Annotated in this window: 13 protein-coding genes; 5 read left to right on the top strand and 8 right to left on the bottom strand. The window is 71.1% G+C overall.

The annotated features are described in order from the left end of the window. The first annotated feature begins 42 nt into the window (after window positions 1-42). Both QOL88_RS16050 and QOL88_RS16045 read left to right on the top strand, forming a co-directional pair. Complete coding sequence (locus QOL88_RS16050) at window positions 43-504, top strand: carboxymuconolactone decarboxylase family protein (RefSeq protein WP_097217081.1); 462 nt, start codon at window positions 43-45, stop codon at window positions 502-504. 159 nt (window positions 505-663) lie between these two features. Then, a complete protein-coding gene (locus QOL88_RS16045; RefSeq protein WP_097217080.1) occupies window positions 664-1,551 on the top strand; it encodes a cellulose-binding protein in 888 nt (295 codons plus the stop codon). Window positions 1,552-1,818: 267 nt separating this feature from the next. On the opposite strand, the gene QOL88_RS16040 is transcribed toward QOL88_RS16045, so the two are convergent. The 4 genes from QOL88_RS16040 to QOL88_RS16025 form a co-directional block, all read right to left on the bottom strand. Then, complete coding sequence (locus QOL88_RS16040) at window positions 1,819-3,399, bottom strand: sodium/solute symporter (protein ID WP_373559343.1); 1,581 nt, start codon at window positions 3,397-3,399, stop codon at window positions 1,819-1,821. 29 nt (window positions 3,400-3,428) lie between these two features. Beyond that, the gene (locus QOL88_RS16035) at window positions 3,429-3,878 is read right to left on the bottom strand and encodes a DUF485 domain-containing protein (RefSeq protein WP_097217078.1); all 450 of its coding nucleotides are present in this window, start codon (window positions 3,876-3,878) and stop codon (window positions 3,429-3,431) included. Window positions 3,879-4,539: 661 nt separating this feature from the next. Continuing rightward, a complete protein-coding gene (locus QOL88_RS16030; protein ID WP_097217077.1) occupies window positions 4,540-5,049 on the bottom strand; it encodes a GNAT family N-acetyltransferase in 510 nt (169 codons plus the stop codon). A gap of 20 nt (window positions 5,050-5,069) precedes the next feature. Beyond that, window positions 5,070-6,563: an MFS transporter gene (locus QOL88_RS16025; RefSeq protein ID WP_097217076.1), complete on the bottom strand. Its 1,494-nt coding sequence runs from the start codon at window positions 6,561-6,563 to the stop codon at window positions 5,070-5,072. Between the two features lie 470 nt (window positions 6,564-7,033). Here QOL88_RS16025 and QOL88_RS16020 point away from each other — a divergent pair, with 470 nt between their 5' ends. Both QOL88_RS16020 and QOL88_RS16015 read left to right on the top strand, forming a co-directional pair. Then, the gene (locus tag QOL88_RS16020) at window positions 7,034-7,822 is read left to right on the top strand and encodes an ABC transporter ATP-binding protein (protein ID WP_030844842.1); all 789 of its coding nucleotides are present in this window, start codon (window positions 7,034-7,036) and stop codon (window positions 7,820-7,822) included. Further along, entirely contained in the window at window positions 7,819-10,398 is a 2,580-nt protein-coding gene (locus QOL88_RS16015; RefSeq protein WP_097217075.1) for an ABC transporter permease, read from the top strand. Before QOL88_RS16020 ends, QOL88_RS16015 begins: the two co-directional genes overlap by 4 nt. Window positions 10,399-10,593: 195 nt before the next feature. Here QOL88_RS16015 and QOL88_RS16010 read toward each other — a convergent pair whose 3' ends face one another. After that, window positions 10,594-12,033, bottom strand: a complete 1,440-nt coding sequence (locus QOL88_RS16010) for a DUF2079 domain-containing protein (RefSeq protein WP_097217074.1) — start codon at window positions 12,031-12,033, stop codon at window positions 10,594-10,596. A 364-nt stretch (window positions 12,034-12,397) separates the two neighbouring features. Between QOL88_RS16010 and mfd the strand changes: the two genes are divergently transcribed. Next, a complete protein-coding gene (gene mfd, locus QOL88_RS16005) occupies window positions 12,398-15,931 on the top strand; it encodes a transcription-repair coupling factor (RefSeq protein ID WP_097217073.1) in 3,534 nt (1,177 codons plus the stop codon). A 50-nt stretch (window positions 15,932-15,981) separates the two neighbouring features. Here mfd and QOL88_RS16000 read toward each other — a convergent pair whose 3' ends face one another. Genes QOL88_RS16000 through QOL88_RS15990 form a run of 3 tightly spaced genes read right to left on the bottom strand, consistent with a single transcriptional unit; the run spans window position 15,982 to window position 17,881 of the window. Continuing rightward, entirely contained in the window at window positions 15,982-16,398 is a 417-nt protein-coding gene (locus QOL88_RS16000) for a MerR family transcriptional regulator (protein WP_097217072.1), read from the bottom strand. Window positions 16,399-16,423: 25 nt separating this feature from the next. Then, on the bottom strand, window positions 16,424-17,218 hold the full coding sequence (locus QOL88_RS15995) for an SDR family NAD(P)-dependent oxidoreductase (protein WP_097217071.1): 795 nt from the start codon (window positions 17,216-17,218) through the stop codon (window positions 16,424-16,426). A 60-nt stretch (window positions 17,219-17,278) separates the two neighbouring features. Further along, complete coding sequence (locus QOL88_RS15990; RefSeq protein ID WP_097217070.1) at window positions 17,279-17,881, bottom strand: TetR/AcrR family transcriptional regulator; 603 nt, start codon at window positions 17,879-17,881, stop codon at window positions 17,279-17,281. Between the last annotated feature and the right edge of the window lie 61 nt (window positions 17,882-17,942).

Here is a 17,942-nt window from a genome sequence, read left to right as displayed (position 1 = left end):
ACAGCGACGCACGACGCACCGCCGACCCAGGAGGCAGAGATCATGCAGGCACGGATGACGAACCCGGCGTACGTCCTTTCCGGCGCGATGAAGGGCATCGGCACCCTCTTCCAGGCGATCGGGGAGGGCGGCCTGGCACCGGACGTGGCGGAGATCGTCGGGCTGCGCGCCAGCCAGATCAACGGCTGCGGGGCCTGCGTGCACGGACACGTGGCCAACCTCCGCAAGGCCGGGGCGAGCGAGGAGCGCATCGCGGCCGTCGCCGCCTGGCGGCACGCGCCCTTCTTCTCGGACGCCGAGCGCGCCGCGCTGAAGCTGACGGAGGCGATGACGCGGCTTTCCGACCTCTCGGGGGAGTCGGTGCCGGACGCGCTGTGGGACGAGGTGGCCGACCACTTCGACGAGAAGGAGCTCTCCGCCCTGATCCTCACCGTCTCGGTCACCAACATGTTCAACCGCATCAACACGACCATCCAGGAGCCCGCGGGCACCACCTGGGGCTGACGGCCCGTACCGGCCGTGGGCCCGTGACCTCTGTGCGGAGTGTCGCGTTATGAACACTTCCGTCTGATCCACCAAGATGTGCGCGAAATCATCCCATTTCTAGCGCGACTTCGCATCGATGCGCTTGCCCGCGCATCGGTGTGGTGGAGAGGGGCCCGGATGAGCAGCGCGACGGCGTCACCGCACGGTTTCACGGCCGTGCGGGGGCGCGGCTACCGTCCCGAGCAGGTCGACGCGTACGCCGAGGCCCTCTCCGCGGACCGGGATGCGGCCTGGGAGAGGGCAGCCCGCCTGACGGTGCTCGCCCGGCGGATGGGCGAGGAACTGGAGCGGCTGCGCGAGGCCGTGGCCCGGGTGGCCCCGCAGACCTACGAGACGCTCGGGCAGCGTGCACGGCAACTCTTCGAACTCGGCGAGCAGGAGGCCGCTGCCGTGCGGGAGGAAGCGCTGCGGGAAGCGCGGCAACGCGTGGACGCGGCCCGGTCGACCGCGGCCGGCGTGCGCGAGTCCGCCCAGGCGTACGCCGATGCCGTACGCGCCGACGGCGACGAACGCGCCCGCCAGCGGCTGCTCGCCGCCGACGCCGAGGCCGACGAGATCCGGGGCGTGGCAGGGCGTGAGGCGGAGGAAGAACGAGGCGAGGCGGTGGCCGCCCTGCGGGAGATGTGCCGGCGCACTTCCGGGATGCTGGCCGAGCAGGCCAAGGAGCACGCCGAACGGTGGGCGCAGGCGGAGCGCGAGGATGCCGCCCGCGAGGCTGCGTTGGACGCGCACGACGAGGAGGCCGTGTCGCGCGCCGAGGAAGCACTGTCCGACGCCGAGAACGCCTTCGCCGACGCGGAGGACTCCGCCCGCGACCTGGAGGAGGAGGCCCACGCCCATGCGGCGGAGCTGGTCGCCCAGGCCCGTGAGCACGCCGAGAACGTGGCGGAGGAGACGGACCGGCTCCTCGGCGAACACGCCGAGCAACGAGACGCCGCCCGGTCCCACATCGACCGCGTCCACTCCAGCCTGACGGCTTGGGCGGGGCGGGTGGCGGCGGAGTGAGGCCGACGGCGGCCGCCTGTGGCGCAGCCGCCGCCCAGGCTGCAGGGAGTGGTGACTCCGTAGTCCGGCCCTATGTGGACAACCACCCACCAACTGCCAACCGCCAGTCGCCATAAAGCCAGCCAACCGCCAACCGCCAGCCGCTGACGAGCCCGGCCCGGTGTGCCGGTCGGGCTCTCCGTCCGCCCCGCGGCACGGCGAGCCGTCCCCGGCGGTCAGCCTCGGGGAATCGAGCTGAGCCGCGAGCAATGCGCCGTGCCGCCGGGGTCACTGGTCCCTGCGGGCCGCGCCCGCCAGGATCCAGCCCTCCACCGCCTCGTACTGGTGACGCTGTTCCTCCGACTTCCGGTGGCCGGAGGCCATCGTGCCCAGCCAGCCGCAGGCGAAGCCCAGGGGTATGGAGACCAGGCCTGTGGTGGTGAACGGGAACCAGTTGAAGTCGGCCTCGGGGAAGGCCGAGACGGGTGAGCCGGAGACCAGGTTGGTGCCCGGCATCAGCAGCAGGACCGCGAGAGAGCCGCCGATGAGCGTGCTGAGCAGGCCCGTTCGCGTGTAGCGGCGCCAGAACAGGCTGTAGACCAGCGCGGGCGCGATGGCCGAGGCTCCCAGGCAGAAGGACAGCGTCACCAGCCATTGCAGGCTGCGGTGCTGGACCTGGGTGGCCAGGAGGATCGCGGGGACGCCCACGGCCAGTGCCGACAGCCGCGCCACGGTCATCTCCCGCCGCGGCGACATCTCCTGCACCCGCGCCGCGAACACGTCGTGCGCGAGGGAGTTGGCGCAGGCCAGGATCATGCCGGCGACGGAAGCGAGCAGCGTGAGGAAGACTGCCGTGGTGACGGTCGTGAACAGGAACGTCTCCGCCGACGACACGTCCGCGCCGAACGCCGCCTGCGATCCGAGCAGATACGCCGTGTTGCCCTGCGGGTCGACCTGCGCGATCAGTTCCCGCCCGACCAGCGCGGTCGCGCCGAAGCCGACGACCGTCATGACGAGCACGAACAGGGCCACGCCCGACACCGCCCAGGACATCGAGCGCCGCACCTGCCGGGCACTGGAGGCCGTGTACATACGCATGGTGACGTGCGGCAGGACGCCACCGCCGAGGACCACCGTCAGCTGCGCGGTGATCATGTCCAGGTCGGGGCTGGGGCCGCCGGAGAACTGCAGGCCCGAGGAGAGGAACGACGAGCCCACGCCGCTGTTCTGGGCGGCCGCGGCGAACAGGGCGCCCGGGTCCCAGTCGAACCGGTTGAGGATCAGCACCGCGACCACCATGCCGGAGCCGAGCAGCATCACGATCTTCAGGATCTGGATGAGGGCGGTGCCCTTCATGCCGCCGATCGCCGCGTAGCTGATCATCAGCGCGCCCACGCCGATGATGCAGCCGGTCTGCAGCGATTCGCCGGAGAAGCCGAGGATGAACGCCATCAGCTGCCCGGTCCCCGCCAACTGGACCAGCATCAGCGGCAGCAACGCCGCAAGGGTCACCGCGCAGGCCGCGATGCGGACACCGCGTCCCGGCATCCGGCGGGTCAGCGCGTCGCCCATGGTGAACCGGCCCGCGTTCCGCAGCGGTTCGGCCAGCAGGAACATAAGGAGCATCAGCGACAGGGCCGTACTCAGAGCCAGGACGATCCCGTCGTAGCCGAACAGCGCGATGACGCCGCCGGTGCCGAGGACGGTCGCGGCGGAGATGTAGTCGCCCGCGATGGCCAGGCCGTTGCGCATGGGGGACAAGGAGCTGTAACCGGTGTAGAACTCGTCCAGGTCGTCCCGGTCCGGGCCCGTCATCACGCACAGCAGCAGCGTGATCGTGGCGACGGCGGAGAAGCCGACCAGGGACATGGCCTGGGCGTTGCCGCTGAAGTCGGTGTTCACCGTGTCCCCTCCCGCTTCGCGTCCAGCTCGGCGTGCTTGCGTATCCGGTCCGCGATCGGGTCGACGCGGCGTCGGGCCGTCTGCTCGTACAGGGCGATCGCCAGCCAGGTCACGGGGACCTGGATGAGCGCGAGCAGCAGGCCGGCGGGCAGGCCGTCGGTGACGGTGCTCGTCATGAACGACGGTGCGAACGCGGACAGGATCAGGAACAGGACGAAGTAGCCGAGCGCCGTGAGCGTGGCCACGCGTCGCTGCCAGCGGTAGGCGCTGCGCAGGACACGGAGGTCGCTGTGGTGCCCGAGCGCGGTGTGGCGTTGGGGACGCCGTCCGGCCGGTTCGGGCGCCTCCTGCGGTGCCCAGGGGTAGGTGTCGTACGTGTACGGGTCGTAGGACGGGGGCGGATCGGGTGGTCGGTACGGGTAGGACGGGGACGGGTCGTAGGACATCCCGGTTCTCCTTGCGAGGGTTTGATCCGGTGCGGCGGGCCGCAGGGAGGTGGGGGGCGGGAGCCACGCACGCTACTGCGGGGTAGGGGTCCAGCGCGAGGGTTTTGGCAAACTGATCGGTCGGTACGCGCTTACCTTTCCGACCTCGGGTGTTACCCGCGTTAACTCGGATTCTTCGCAGGTCCCGGCGTGTCACCTGAGGTGGATCAGCGCCACGGGCGCCGGTACTTCGGAGCGGTCGTCGAGCGCCGCCCGGAAGGCCGGCCGCCGGTGGGTCCGACGCGGGACTGAACTGCTTGCGAGGGGTGTGAAGTTGACGCCGACCGCGCCGGGTGACCGTCGCCGCACGGCCGGTTGGTGGCGGGTGGACCGCGCGGGCGGAGCGGGAGACACGCGTACGAGTGCCGGCCGGGGGGCCGGCGGCCCCTCGCCACCCCAATGTTCGTCCGCACCGCGGACTCGCCCTGCACCGCCACTGTCCCGGGCGCGGTCGCCCGGGCGGTGCCGCCGCTTGCTGCCGGCATCGCCCCGAGCCCCGCCGCCATCGCTGTGCGCCTGTTGAAGTCCATGCCACCAGCGGACACGCACGGCCCGTCACTCCGCGTCACCCGAAAGAGTGTGCGGACCCGGAAGCGGGTCGGGGTCGCGCCCTAGGGGTGCCCTAAGGGCTGTCAGGGGAACTGTCGAGGGACCGGCGCACGTAGCGGACCCCCGGTTGTCCACCCACCGTCGTGTTCTCCACCCACGTGAAGCCGTTGCGGGCCAGGACCCTCATGGAAGCCGGGTTGTCGAGGGTCGTGCGCGCGGTGAGGGACGTCAGGCCGTAGTCGGTCGCCGCCAGCCGGCACACCTGCGCGACGGCCGCCGTCGCCACGCCCCGGCCCGCGGCCTGTTCGCCGACGCGGTAACCGAGTTCGGCGCTGCCGTCCGCCAGATCCATCAGGTTCACCCGGCCGATCAGCTCGCCGTCCTCCCCGAGGACCACATGGAAGCGGCACACACGCGCGTGCTGCTCCTCGAGGAGCGCCCGGAGGCGGGCGGCGAACCCTGCCGGCGTGAAGAAGACGTCCCCGCGGTCCGGCACCGTACGCGCGAAGTACGCCCGGTTCTCCCGCTCGAACGCCAGCAGCGCGTCCGCGTGATCCGCCCGCAGGGGTTCCAAGGTCACCATGGGCGTGAGGATACGGACGCTCAGTCCTTGAGCACCGGGAATTTCCGGGGCGCGAGGAACAGCAGCACCAGGAACGCCAGGGCCGCCGCCCCCGCCGCGCCGAGGTAGACCGCGTGCACCGCGTCGGCGATCGCGCGCCGGGTCGCCTCCGGCGCCGTGCCCGAATCGAGCGCCCGCGTCACCGAGTCCAGGTCGCCCGCACCGCCGAGCCTGGCGGCCAGCACCCCGTTGGCGACCGCCCCGAACACCGCGGCGCCGATCGTCTGGCCGGTCTGGCGGCAGAACAACACGGACGCGGTCGTCGTGCCGCGCTCCGCCCATCCCACGGTCGACTGCACACCGACGATGAGCGGCAGCTGGAACAGGCCCAGCGCGGCGCCCAGCAGCAGCATCAGCAGCGTCGGCTGCCACGCCTGCCCGGGACAGGGCAGGAAGGGGAACGCGAACAGGATCAGCGCGGCCGTGCCGATGCCCAGCATCGCCGTGTTGCGGAAGCCGATCCTGCGGTACACGTGCTGGCTCAGTGCCGCCGACACGGGCCAGCTCAACGTCCAGACGGACAGCACGAATCCGGCGGCCACGGGGGCGAGGCCCAGCACCGACTGGGCGTAGGTGGGCAGGAAGACCGACGGCGCGACCATCAGCAGGCCCAGCGCGCCCAGGGCCAGATTGACCGCGGCGATCGTACGGCGCCGCCACACCCAGCCCGGGATGATCGGCTCCGCCGCCCGGCGCTCCACCAGCACCACGACCGCGACCAGGGCGAGTCCCGCACCGAACAACGTCAGTGAGGGCACCGACAGCCACGGCCACGCCACTCCGCCCTGCACCAGAGCCGTGAGCAGAACGCCGCCGCAGGCGAACACCGCCAGCGCACCCGCCCAGTCCACGCGTGCGCGCGCGGTGGCCTCCGGCTCCGGCTCGTGGAGGTGACGGACGATCAGCCACAGCGCTACCGCGCCGATCGGAAGGTTGATCAGGAAGATCCAGCGCCAGTCCGCGTACGCGGCGAGCACCCCGCCGAGGCCCGGGCCGGCGACCGCGGACACCGCCCACACCGTCGACAGCTTCGACTGGATCTTGGGGCGGTCCTTCAGCGGATACAGGTCGGCGGCGAGGGTCTGCACCGTGCCCTGGAGCGCGCCGCCGCCCAGGCCCTGCACGATGCGGAAGGCGATGAGCGCCTCCATGTTCCAGGCCACCGCGCACAGCAGGGACCCGAGCAGGAAGACCACCGACCCCGCTATGAGGACCGGTTTGCGGCCGAAGGTGTCGGAGAGCTTGCCGTACACGGGAAGGGTGACGGTCACGGCCAGCAGATAGCCGGAGAACAGCCAGGAGAAGACGGAGAAACCGCCGAGGTCCCCGACGATCTGCGGGACGGCCGTCGAGACGATGGTCGCGTCGAGCGCCGCCAGCGCCATCGAGAGCATCAGCGCCGCGACGACGGCTCCGCGCCGGCCGGTCGTGGCGGGACGTGCGGCCTCGCGTGCCGCCGAACTGGTGCTGCCCACCCTGGTGCCTCCCCCTCGCCCCGGCCGCGCCCGCGCCACGGGTCCCGTCGTATGCCTGCCCCTTGCACCTACCTGCCGCGGACAGCTTCCCACTTGACCCTTACGCAGCGGGAGGGTGGAGCCTGACCGGGCCGCAGGGTGGAGCAAACCCTGAGACCGCCTCCACCCTGCGGTGGACTGCCCCTAGGGGTACCTCCGTACTACGACCTGGGGAGGGTTCGTACCGGCGGAGGACGAGACGGGCGGGCGCTCGTCCTTAACCTGGCTTTACGCCGCCGGGGGGCGGTTGGCACACCGGCGGGGGTGGGGTTTTCCACAGCGAAAGACTGCGCTGAACACCAGGGCGCGGGACCCCTCCCCGCCGCGAGACTGACAACGCGACGAACGGACTCCTGGTCCGGCACCGCGCACAGCGGCTGTCGACCAGGGGACCACCTTCACCATCTGCTGACCGATATAGGAGACATACCGTGACTTCGGCTGTGACCATTCCCAGGCACGGGGGTACTGGAGGGCGTACGGCCGTAGCCGCGCGAGCGCGGCAGGTCGTGAAGGCGTACGGATCCGGTGAGACCCGTGTCGTCGCCCTCGACCACGTCGACGTGGACATCGCACGCGGCCAGTTCACCGCGATCATGGGCCCCTCGGGGTCCGGCAAGTCCACGCTCATGCACTGCCTCGCCGGACTCGACACCGTGACGGACGGCCAGATCTACCTCGACGAGACCGAGATCACCGGTCTGAAGGACAAGAAGCTCACACGGCTGCGCCGGGACCGGATCGGGTTCATCTTCCAGGCGTTCAACCTGCTGCCGACGCTCAACGCGATCGAGAACATCACGCTGCCCATGGACATCGCGGGCCGCAAGCCGGACAAGGAGTGGCTGACGCGGGTCGTGGAGACCGTCGGGCTCGCCGACCGCCTCAAGCACCGCCCCACCCAGCTGTCCGGCGGCCAGCAGCAGCGCGTCGCCGTGGCGCGGGCCCTCGCCGCCCGGCCGGAGATCATCTTCGGGGACGAGCCGACCGGAAACCTCGACTCCCGCGCCGGCGCCGAGGTCCTCGGCTTCCTGCGCCGGTCCGTCGACGAGCTGGGCCAGACCATCGTGATGGTCACCCACGACCCGGTGGCCGCCAGTTACGCGGACCGGGTGCTGTACCTCGCCGACGGCCGCATCGTCGACGAGATGTACAAGCCGACCGCGGAGGCCGTCCTCGACCGCATGAAGGACTTCGACGCCCGGGGGCGCACGTCATGACCGTCATGAAGACCTCGATGCGCAACTTCTTCGCGCACAAGGGGCGGATGGCGCTCTCCGCGATCGCCGTCCTGCTGTCGGTCGCCTTCGTCTGCGGCACGCTCGTCTTCACGGACACCATGTCGACCACGTTCGACAAGCTCTTCGCGGCCACCTCCTCCGACGTGACGGTGGGTGCCAAGGGCGCCTCCGACACCGGTGAGACGACCGCCGACAACGGCAAGCCGCCGGTCATGCCGGCCTCCGTGCTGGGTGAGGTCCGCAAGGCGCAGGGCGTGAAGTCCGCCGAGGGAACGGTGTTCTCCACCTCGGTGACGGTCGTCGACGGCGACAAGGACAACCTGTCGCCCTCCAGCGGCGCCCCGACCATCGTGGGCAGCTGGAACGCCAACGACGCCCGCACCATGAAGATCACCTCCGGTGCGGCGCCCAAGGGCGGCGACCAGATCATGGTCGACGCCGACACCGCCGACAAGCACGGCCTGAAGCTCGGTGACGAGATCGGCGTGATCACCGCCGTCGGCACCCACACCGCGAAGGTCTCCGGCATCGCCGACTTCACCGTCACCAACCCCGGCGCCGCGATCTTCTACCTCGACACCAAGACCGCCCAGCAGACCCTGGTCGGCGAGAGCGACGTTTACACCAACGTCAACGTCACCGCGGCCACCGGCGTCAGCGACGCGCAGCTGAAGAAGAACGTCACGGCCGAACTCGGCGGCGACTTCCAGGTGAAGACGGCCAAGGAGACCGCCGACGCCAACCAGAAGGACGTCGAGGGCTTCATGAACGTCATGAAGTACGCGATGCTCGGCTTCGCCGGGATCGCCTTCCTCGTCGGCATCTTCCTGATCATCAACACCTTCTCCATGCTGGTCGCCCAGCGCACCCGGGAGATCGGCCTGATGCGGGCCATCGGCTCCTCCCGCAAGCAGGTCAACCGCTCCGTGCTGGCCGAGGCGCTGCTGCTCGGTGTCGTCGGCTCGGTGCTCGGCGTCGGCGCGGGCGTCGGCCTCGCCGTCGGCCTGATGAAGCTCATGGGCCAGATGGGCATGGAACTGTCCACCGACGACCTCACGGTGGCCTGGACGACCCCGCTGGTCGGCCTCGTCCTCGGCGTGATCGTCACCGTCCTGGCCGCCTACCTGCCCGCCCGGCGCGCCGGCAAGATCTCCCCGATGGCCGCCCTGCGCGACGCGGGAGCCCCCGCCGACGCCAAGGCCGGCTGGATCCGCGCCGCGATCGGCACGGTCCTCACCGGCACCGGCGGCTTCGCCCTCTACCTCGCGTCGGAGGCCGACAAGGCCAAGGACGGCTCGATGTGGCTCGGCCTCGGCGTGGTGCTGTCGCTGATCGGGTTCGTCGTCATCGGCCCGCTGCTCGCCGGCGCCGTGGTCCGCGTCCTGGGCGCCGTGCTGCTGCGCATGTTCGGCCCCGTCGGCCGCATGGCCGAGCGCAACGCCCTGCGCAACCCGCGCCGCACCGGCGCGACCGGAGCCGCGCTGATGATCGGCCTCGCCCTGGTGGCGTGCCTGTCCGTCGTCGGCTCCTCCATGGTGGCGTCCGCCACCGACCAGCTCGACAAGACCGTCGGCACCGACTTCATCATCCAGTCCGACAGCGGCCAGCTGATCACCCCGCAGGCCGTCAAGGCCGCCAAGTCGGCGTCGGACGTCGAGCGGGTCACCGAGTACAAGTGGAGCAAGGCCGACTTCACCACCCCTGACGGCAAGACGCTCAAGGACACGGCGATCACGGCGGCCGACCCGTCGTACGCGACCGACCTGCGCACCGAGACGGTCGCCGGCAAGCTCCCCGACGCCTACAAGCCCGACTCGATGTCGGTCCACGAGAAGTTCGCCAAGGACCACGGCATCCACCTCGGCTCCACGATCAAGGTGGCCTTCAAGGACGGCTCCGCGGCCGACCTGACGGTCCGGGCGATCACCAGCAGCGACGTCGTGATCGACGCGGGCGCGATGTACACCTCCATCTCGACGATGGCCAAGTACGTCCCGGCCGACAAGATGCCGCTCGACTCGCTGGTCTTCGCCAGCGCCAAGGACGGGCAGCAGGACGCCGCCTACACGTCCCTGAAGTCGGCGCTGCACGACTACCCGCAGTACGTAGTGCGCGACCAGACCGACTACAAGGACGCCCTGAAGGACCAGATCGGCCAGCTGCTCAACATGATCTACGGCCTGCTGGCCCTGGCGATCATCGTCGCCATCCTGGGTGTGGTGAACACGCTGGCCCTGTCGGTGGTGGAGCGCACCAGGGAGATCGGTCTGATGCGGGCCATCGGCCTCTCGCGCCGCCAGCTGCGCCGCATGATCCGCATGGAGTCGGTCGTCATCGCCCTCTTCGGTGCCCTGCTGGGCCTCGGGCTGGGCATGGGCTGGGGCGCCACGGCGCAGCAGCTGCTCGCCCTGGAGGGCCTTGGGGTCCTGGACATCCCCTGGCCGACGATCATCGGCGTCTTCATCAGCTCGGCGTTCGTGGGTCTGTTCGCGGCACTGATCCCGGCGTTCCGGGCGGGCCGGATGAATGTCCTGAACGCGATCGCGACGGAGTAGCCGAACGTCGCGCAAGAACCACCGCACACGGGGGTTGCGGAGGATGGTCCGCCCCGGAGGCATCGCCTCCGGGGCGGCCTTTGCTTTCAGCCTCCAGCGCCTCGCTTTCAGCCCCCGGAGCCTTGCTCTCAGCCTCCGGAGCCTCGCTTTCAGCCTCCAGCGCCTCGCTTTCAGTCTCCGGCGAGCACCTTGCTTTCAGCCCCCGGCCGCCGTGCGCCGCTGGAGAAGCACGTAGCCGCCCGTCTCGCCCGCGATGTCGTACTCGGCGAGCGGATGCAGCTGCCGGGCGTACCCCACGGGGTCGCGGTACCTGTCGCCGATGTTCTCCAGGGCGATGTACTCCGGGGTGACGCCCTGGGTGTCGCCGAGCCAGAAGACCCGGCAGCGCGAGGTGAGGCGGCTGATCGGGCCGATGTTGGCCTCGACGGCGGAGTTGTCAGGGATCCGTGCCAGCAGCTGTTCCACGCCGGACACCGCGGCGGGCTTGCGAAAGACCTCAGCCCCGGTGAGCTGCGCCAGCGGCAGGGAGGTCGTCAGCGCCAGTGCCGCCGCGGCGACCGCGGCCGGTAGTTGAACGGCGTAGGAGCGAAGCCACGCGCGCGTGCTGTGGCGGACGGCCGGGAGCGCGTCGGTGAGGGCGAGGAAGACGACCGGCATCAGGACCGCGCTGTAGTGCCAGTCGGTGCCCCAGTAGTGCTCGTCGCCGGAGAGGAACCGCCAGCCGAGCGTCGGCAGCGCGACCAGCACCAGCGGGGAGCGCAGGGCGAGCAGCCCCGTGGTGGGGACGAGCAGCCAGGCGAGCGTGCGGAGCTTGGTGACGAGGCCGTCGAAGGGGCTGCCCGCATCGCTGACCTTGGTCCAGTAGTCGTAGCCCCCCGCGGTGTTGAACGAAGGGACGATCACCGTCAGGACGAGCACCGTCACCGCCACGCCGAACACCGCGACGCCGAGCGCGTACCGAACCGTCCGCGCCGACGAGCCGCGCGCCCGCCAGGCGACGACGAGCGCGATCGCGGCCAGCGTCAGTCCCAGGTCCTCCTTCACCAGCACCAGGGGAAGCGCCCACCACAGGGCCGCGCGCGGGCGCTGCGCGAGGAGGGCCTCCAGACAGAAGGCGATCAGCGGGACGGCGAAGCAGATCTCGTGGAAGTCGAAGTCGACGGCGCGCTGGATGCCCCAGGACAGCCCGTACGCGAGACCGAGTGCGAGCCCGCCGCGGCGGCCCAGGAGCCGGGCGGCGGCCCGCGTGACCGGCACGGCTGACAGCGCGAAGAGCGCGGCCTGCGCGACCAGCAGCGTGACCGGAGAGGGGAAGAGCCGGTACAGCGGTGCGAGCAGCGCGGTCACCGGGCTGAAGTGGTCCCCGAGGATGATGAACCCCGGCCCCTTGAGGTCGGCCACCGGCGCCCGCAGCTGGGCGTAGGCGCGCACGACCTGCTCGAAGATGCCCAGGTCCCAGGAGAGGCCGGCCATGTGCCGGTGGCGGCCGACGGAGACGACCGTGTAGGCGGCGAAGAGAGCTCCGGCGAGACCCCAGTGGTCCGCTCGCGCGAGGCCGGGGCGCCGGTCACCCGGGGGGAGGGCGACCGGCGCCGGTATGTGAGGTCGTGCGACCTGGAGGGAGGGGGCTGACATGCCGTGCCTTAGGGGTGCGGAGAACGGCCGGGAGCGACGTCCGACCGATCATGCCGGGGCGAAAACAGCGGGTGGGGGTGATGTCGTGAAGGTTGGGCGGGTGATTCCCCACTTGGCCGACTGCGGGCCGTGGAGCCGCGTGCCTCGACGACGGCGCTTCCCAGGAGCCGGCCCCGAGGGGAACGGGTGTTCGCTCCGGGGGAACGGGGCGTTATCCACAGGCCCGCCGCGCGGACGCGCATCGTCGTACGCTGGAGACCCCCCGGCCCGCGGCGCGCGTCAGGCCCGTCGTCTTGCCCACCCCTGCCCTCGACATGCGCCCCCCGCCCGTCGACCTGCCCACTCCCTGGACGGAAAGCCCCGAATGAGCCTGCACGGTCTGCTCGACGCCGTAGTCAAGGACGCCGCCCTCGCGGAAGCGATCAGGGCGGCCGCAGACGGCAACCGCATGCACGTCGACATGGTCGGCCCCCCTGCGGCCCGGCCCTTCGCAGTCGCCGCCCTGGCCCGTGAGACGGGCCGCCCGGTGCTGGCGGTCACGGCGACGGGCCGTGAGGCGGAGGACCTGGCCGCGGCCCTGCGCTCCCTGCTCCCGGCCGAGGGGGTTGTGGAGTACCCGTCCTGGGAGACGCTTCCGCATGAGCGGCTCAGCCCCCGCAGCGACACCGTCGGCCGCCGCCTGGCCGTCCTGCGCCGCCTGGCCCACCCCCGTCCCGACGATCCCGAGACCGGCCCGGTCTCCGTCGTCGTCGCACCCGTCCGGTCCGTGCTCCAGCCGCAGGTCAAGGGCCTCGGCGACCTGGAACCGGTCTCCCTGAGAACCGGGCAGACCACCGACCTCAACGAGATCGTCGAAGCCCTGGCCGCAGCCGCCTACGCGCGCGTGGAGCTCGTCGAGAAGCGCGGCGAGTTCGCCGTGCGCGGCGGCATCCTTGATGTGTTCCCGCCCACCGAGGAGCACCCCCTGCGAGTGGAGTTCTGGGGTGACGACGTCGAGGAGATCCGCTACTTCAAGGTCGCCGACCAGCGCTCCCTCGAAGTCGCCGAGCATGGCCTGTGGGCGCCTCCGTGCCGCGAGCTGCTGCTCACCGAGGACGTCCGCACGCGAGCGGCTGCCCTCGCCGAACAGCACCCCGAGCTCGGCGAACTGCTCGGCAAGATCGCCGAAGGCATCGCCGTCGAGGGCATGGAGTCCCTCGCGCCGGTCCTCGTCGATGACATGGAGCTGCTGCTCGACGTGCTGCCCAAGGGCGCCATGGCCGTCGTGTGCGACCCGGAGCGGGTCCGCACGCGCGCGTCGGACCTCGTGGCCACCTCGCAGGAGTTCCTCCAGGCCTCCTGGGCCGCCACCGCCGGGGGCGGCGAGGCACCCATCGACGTCGGCGCGGCCTCCCTGTGGTCCATCGCGGACGTCCGGGACAGGGCCCGCGAGCTGGACATGATGTGGTGGTCGGTGTCGCCGTTCGCCGCCGACGAGGAGCTCGACGGGGACACCCTCAAGCTCGGCATGCACGCCCCCGAGACCTACCGCGGCGACACCGCCAAGGCCCTCGCCGACACCAAGGGCTGGCTCGCCGACGGCTGGCGCACGGTGTTCGTCACCGAGGGGCACGGCCCGGCGGCCCGAACGGTCGAGGTGCTGGGCGGTGAGGGCGTCGCGGCCCGCCTCGACTCCGACCTCACCGAGATCTCCCCGTCCGTCGTGCACGTGGCGTGCGGCTCGATCGACCACGGCTTCGTCGACGCGGCCCTCGGACTCGCCGTCCTGACCGAGACCGACCTGACGGGTCAGAAGGCGTCCGGCCGCGAGGGCGCCCGCATGCCGGCCCGCCGCCGCAAGACCATCGACCCGCTCACGCTGGAGCCGGGCGACTACATCGTCCACGAACAGCACGGCGTGGGCCGCTACATCGAGATGGTCCAGCGCACCGTCCAGGGCGCCACCCGCGAGTACCTGGTCGTCGAGTACGCCCCCGCCAAGCGCGGCCAGCCCGGCGACCGCCTCTACATCCCCACCGACCAGCTGGAGCAGATCACCAAGTACGTCGGTGGCGAGGCCCCCACCCTGCACCGCCTCGGCGGCGCCGACTGGACGAAGACGAAGGCCCGCGCGAAGAAGGCCGTCAAGGAGATCGCGGCCGACCTCATCAAGCTGTACAGCGCGCGCATGGCAGCCCCCGGGCACGCCTTCGGCGCGGACACGCCCTGGCAGCGGGAACTGGAGGACGCCTTCCCCTACGCGGAGACGCCCGACCAGCTCACCACCATCGCCGAGGTCAAGGAGGACATGGAAAAGACGGTCCCGATGGACCGCCTGATCTGCGGCGACGTCGGCTACGGCAAGACGGAGATCGCGGTCCGGGCCGCCTTCAAGGCCGTCCAGGACGGCAAGCAGGTGGCCGTCCTGGTGCCCACGACGCTGCTGGTGCAGCAGCACTTCGGGACGTTCAGCGAGCGGTACGCGCAATTCCCGGTGAGCGTGAAGGCCCTGTCCCGCTTCCAGACCGACACCGAGGCCAAGGCGGTCCTGGAGGGCCTGCGCGAGGGGTCGGTCGACATCGTCATCGGCACCCACCGGCTGTTCTCGTCCGAGACGAAGTTCAAGGACCTGGGCCTGGTCATCGTCGACGAGGAGCAGCGTTTCGGCGTCGAGCACAAGGAGCAGCTGAAGAAGCTCCGCGCGAACGTCGACGTGCTGACGATGTCCGCGACCCCGATCCCCAGGACGCTGGAGATGGCGGTCACCGGCATCCGCGAGATGTCGACGATCACCACCCCGCCGGAGGAGCGCCACCCGGTCCTGACCTTCGTCGGCCCCTACGAGGAGAAGCAGATCGGCGCCGCGATCCGCCGTGAGCTGCTGCGCGAGGGCCAGGTCTTCTACATCCACAACCGCGTCGAGTCGATCGACCGCGCGGCGGCCCGGCTGCGCGAGATCGTCCCCGAGGCGCGCATCGCCACCGCCCACGGGCAGATGTCGGAGTCGACCCTGGAGCAGGTCGTCGTCGACTTCTGGGAGAAGAAGTTCGACGTGCTGGTGTCCACGACGATCGTGGAGTCCGGCATCGACATCTCCAACGCCAACACCCTGATCGTGGAGCGCGGCGACAACTTCGGGCTCAGCCAGCTCCACCAGCTCCGAGGTCGGGTGGGCCGAGGCCGCGAGCGCGGCTACGCCTACTTCCTCTACCCGCCGGAGAAGCCGCTGACCGAGACCGCGCACGAGCGGCTCGCGACCATCGCCCAGCACACCGAGATGGGCGCCGGTATGTACGTGGCCATGAAGGACCTGGAGATCCGCGGCGCGGGCAACCTCCTCGGCGGCGAGCAGTCCGGTCACATCGCGGGCGTCGGCTTCGACCTGTACGTGCGGATGGTCGGCGAGGCCGTCGCGGACTACCGGCGTCAGCTGGAGACCGGCGAGATCGAGGAGGAGCCGCCGCTCGAGGTCAAGATCGAGCTGCCCGTCGACGCGCACGTCCCGCACGACTACGCGCCGGGTGAGCGCCTCCGCCTCCAGGCCTACCGCGCCATCGCCTCCGCCAACTCGGAGGAGGACATCAAGTCGGTCCGCGAGGAACTCGTCGACCGCTACGGCAAGCTGCCCGAACCAGTGGAGAACCTGCTGCTCGTCGCGGGCCTGCGCATGTTCGCGCGGGCGTGCGGCGTCGGCGAGATCGTGCTCCAGGGCAACAACATCCGGTTCGCGCCGGTGGAGTTGCGCGAGTCCCAGGAGCTGCGGCTCAAGCGGCTGTACCCCGGGGTCGTCATCAAGCCGGCCGTGCACCAGGTGCTGGTACCGCGCCCGAAGACCGCGAAGGTGGGCGGCAAGCCGCTGGTCGGTCGGGAACTGCTGGCGTGGGTCGGGGAGTTCCTGACGTCGGTGCTGGGGTCCTGATGTGTCGGTGGCCGGGGCGTCGCTGACGCCCCGGTTCCGCCGAGGGTTGGTCAGGCCACCGTCCGTGCCCGAGCACTGGTTGGTCGGTTGCGCGGGGCCGCTGCCGAGGCGTGGGCGCTGACGCCGGCCCGACGCAGTGCCGTCGCAAGCCGGTCGCGCACGGCGACCTGCGCGGCGATACGGGCCTCCAGCACTGCGAGCCGGTCGGCGGCCACCCGCAGCCCCTTCTCGGAGGCGGGCCCGGCCGCGACGTCACCGTCCAGGCAGGGCAGGAACACCCGTGCGTCGTCGAGCGTCAGCCCCACGTCGAGCAGCTGCCGGATGTTGCGGACGCGCACGGCCGTACTGGCGTCGTACAGGCGATAGCCGTTCGCGGCTCGTTCGGAGGAGATGAGGCCCGCCTGCTCGTAGTGACGCAGGGCGCGTGCTGACGTGCCGGTCGCGTCGGCGAGTTCGCCGATCCGCATACGAGGGGCTGCCATGGGCTCAGTGTCATGTGACGACTGCGCCGCCGTCCACCGGAAGGATCACGCCGGTGATGAACGAGGCCCGTGGCGACGCCAGTCGGGCGATCGCCCACGCCACCTCCTCGGGGCGGCCGATCCGGCCGAGCGGCGTGTGGTCGAGCTGCCACGCGCGGATCGCGGCCTTCTGCTCGGGGGTGTGACCGGCGTGGTCGCCGATGGGGGTGTCGATCGCGCCCGGCGCCACGGCGGCGACCCGGATCCCGAGCGGCGCGAGCTCCACCGCCCAACTGCGGGTGAGCACCTCCAGGGCCGCCTTCCCGGCCGCGTACAGGGAATTGCCGGGCCAGCCGCGCTGCCCCACCGATGTCGTGACGTTCACGATGACACCTCGGCTGTCCTCCAGCGCCGGCAGCGCTGCCTGGGTGAGCAGGACCGGGGCGAGGAGGTTCGTCGCGAGGAGAGGGTCGACGGTGGCGCGCGTGTAGGTGCGCAGCGACCGGGCGTTGACGATGCCGGCGTTGTTCACCAGGACGTCGAGACGGCCGTGCCGGTCGAGTGTCGTACGGACGACGGTCTCCGGGCCGTCGACGGCCGTGATGTCGGCGACGAGCGGGCTGATGCGGGACGGGTCATGCCCGGCGGTCTCGACGAGGGGCGCCTCGCGTCGGCCCACCGCCACGACGTGTGCGCCCTCGTCGGCGAAGGCGTGCGCGGTGGCACGGCCTATGCCGCTACCGGCGCCGGTGACGAGCACGGTCCGCGAGGCCGTCCGCGCGTTCGGCCCGTTCTGCTGCCTGGTCTTCGGATACGGGGTTGCCATGCGGTGATCGTCCGACCCTGACGTCAGTGTCAAGGTCAAGCGGGTGCGGCACCCGGGCTGTTATTCGCCGGCGCGGAACAGCATCGTCGCCAGCTCGCGGAACACCTCCTCGGGGTCCTGGTCGTCCACCGGGCCGTCGAGGTTGTGGCTGAGCAGCAGCGTGGCGAAGCCGTGGGCCAGGGACCAGGCGGCGACACCGGCGAGCCGGGCATCGGTGCCGCGGCCCTCTGGCGGCATGGCCGTGACGGCGTCGCGCAGGGCGTCACCGGCGAGGGCACGCGCGGTGGCCAGTTCCAGGTCGCCGTCGCGCAGCAGTCCGGGCGCGAACATCACCTGGAAGTGGGCCGGATGCTCCCGCGCGAAACGCACGTAGTGCACGCCCGCCTCCTGTAGGTCCGCCGCCTCCCTGAGCGTGGTCGCGAGGAGCCCGAAGCCCTCGGCGGCGATCGCCGTGAGGAGCCCCGCGCGGTCCTTGAAGTGGTGGGCGGGCGCGGCGTGCGAGACACCGGCGCGGCGGGCGAGGTCGCGCAGACTCAGCGCGGACGGACCGTCCGCCGCGATCACGTCGAGGGCGGCGCCGAGGATGGCGCGGCGCAGATCACCGTGGTGGTACGGGCGGTCGGCAGGCTTCTTTTCGCCCGCCGGTGTCTTGCTGGAGCTCATGGTCAGGAGCGTACGCCGAATCTTGTCGTTGACAAGTTGAGGCGGGTTCGGGCAATCTTGT

The organism is Streptomyces sp. Ag82_O1-12 (assembly GCF_900182715.1).
Taxonomy (GTDB): Bacteria; Actinomycetota; Actinomycetes; order Streptomycetales; family Streptomycetaceae; genus Streptomyces; species Streptomyces massasporeus.
The sequence above is the reverse complement of the archived record's forward strand: the minus strand, read 5'-3'. Positions and strand labels throughout refer to the sequence as shown.

Excerpts from the sequence above, each read along its gene's own strand:
- QOL88_RS16050 (WP_097217081.1), top strand. The coding sequence starts at position 43 with ATGCAGGCACGGATGACGAACCCGGCGTACGTCCTTTCCGGCGCGATG.
- QOL88_RS16045 (WP_097217080.1), top strand. The coding sequence starts at position 664 with ATGAGCAGCGCGACGGCGTCACCGCACGGTTTCACGGCCGTGCGGGGG.
- QOL88_RS16040 (WP_373559343.1), bottom strand. The coding sequence starts at position 3,399 with ATGTCCCTGGTCGGCTTCTCCGCCGTCGCCACGATCACGCTGCTGCTG.
- QOL88_RS16035 (WP_097217078.1), bottom strand. The coding sequence starts at position 3,878 with ATGTCCTACGACCCGTCCCCGTCCTACCCGTACCGACCACCCGATCCG.
- QOL88_RS16030 (WP_097217077.1), bottom strand. The coding sequence starts at position 5,049 with ATGGTGACCTTGGAACCCCTGCGGGCGGATCACGCGGACGCGCTGCTG.
- QOL88_RS16015 (WP_097217075.1), top strand. The coding sequence starts at position 7,819 with ATGACCGTCATGAAGACCTCGATGCGCAACTTCTTCGCGCACAAGGGG.
- QOL88_RS16010 (WP_097217074.1), bottom strand. The coding sequence starts at position 12,033 with ATGTCAGCCCCCTCCCTCCAGGTCGCACGACCTCACATACCGGCGCCG.
- mfd (WP_097217073.1), top strand. The coding sequence starts at position 12,398 with ATGAGCCTGCACGGTCTGCTCGACGCCGTAGTCAAGGACGCCGCCCTC.
- QOL88_RS16000 (WP_097217072.1), bottom strand. The coding sequence starts at position 16,398 with ATGCGGATCGGCGAACTCGCCGACGCGACCGGCACGTCAGCACGCGCC.
- QOL88_RS15995 (WP_097217071.1), bottom strand. The coding sequence starts at position 17,218 with ATGGCAACCCCGTATCCGAAGACCAGGCAGCAGAACGGGCCGAACGCG.
- QOL88_RS15990 (WP_097217070.1), bottom strand. The coding sequence starts at position 17,881 with ATGAGCTCCAGCAAGACACCGGCGGGCGAAAAGAAGCCTGCCGACCGC.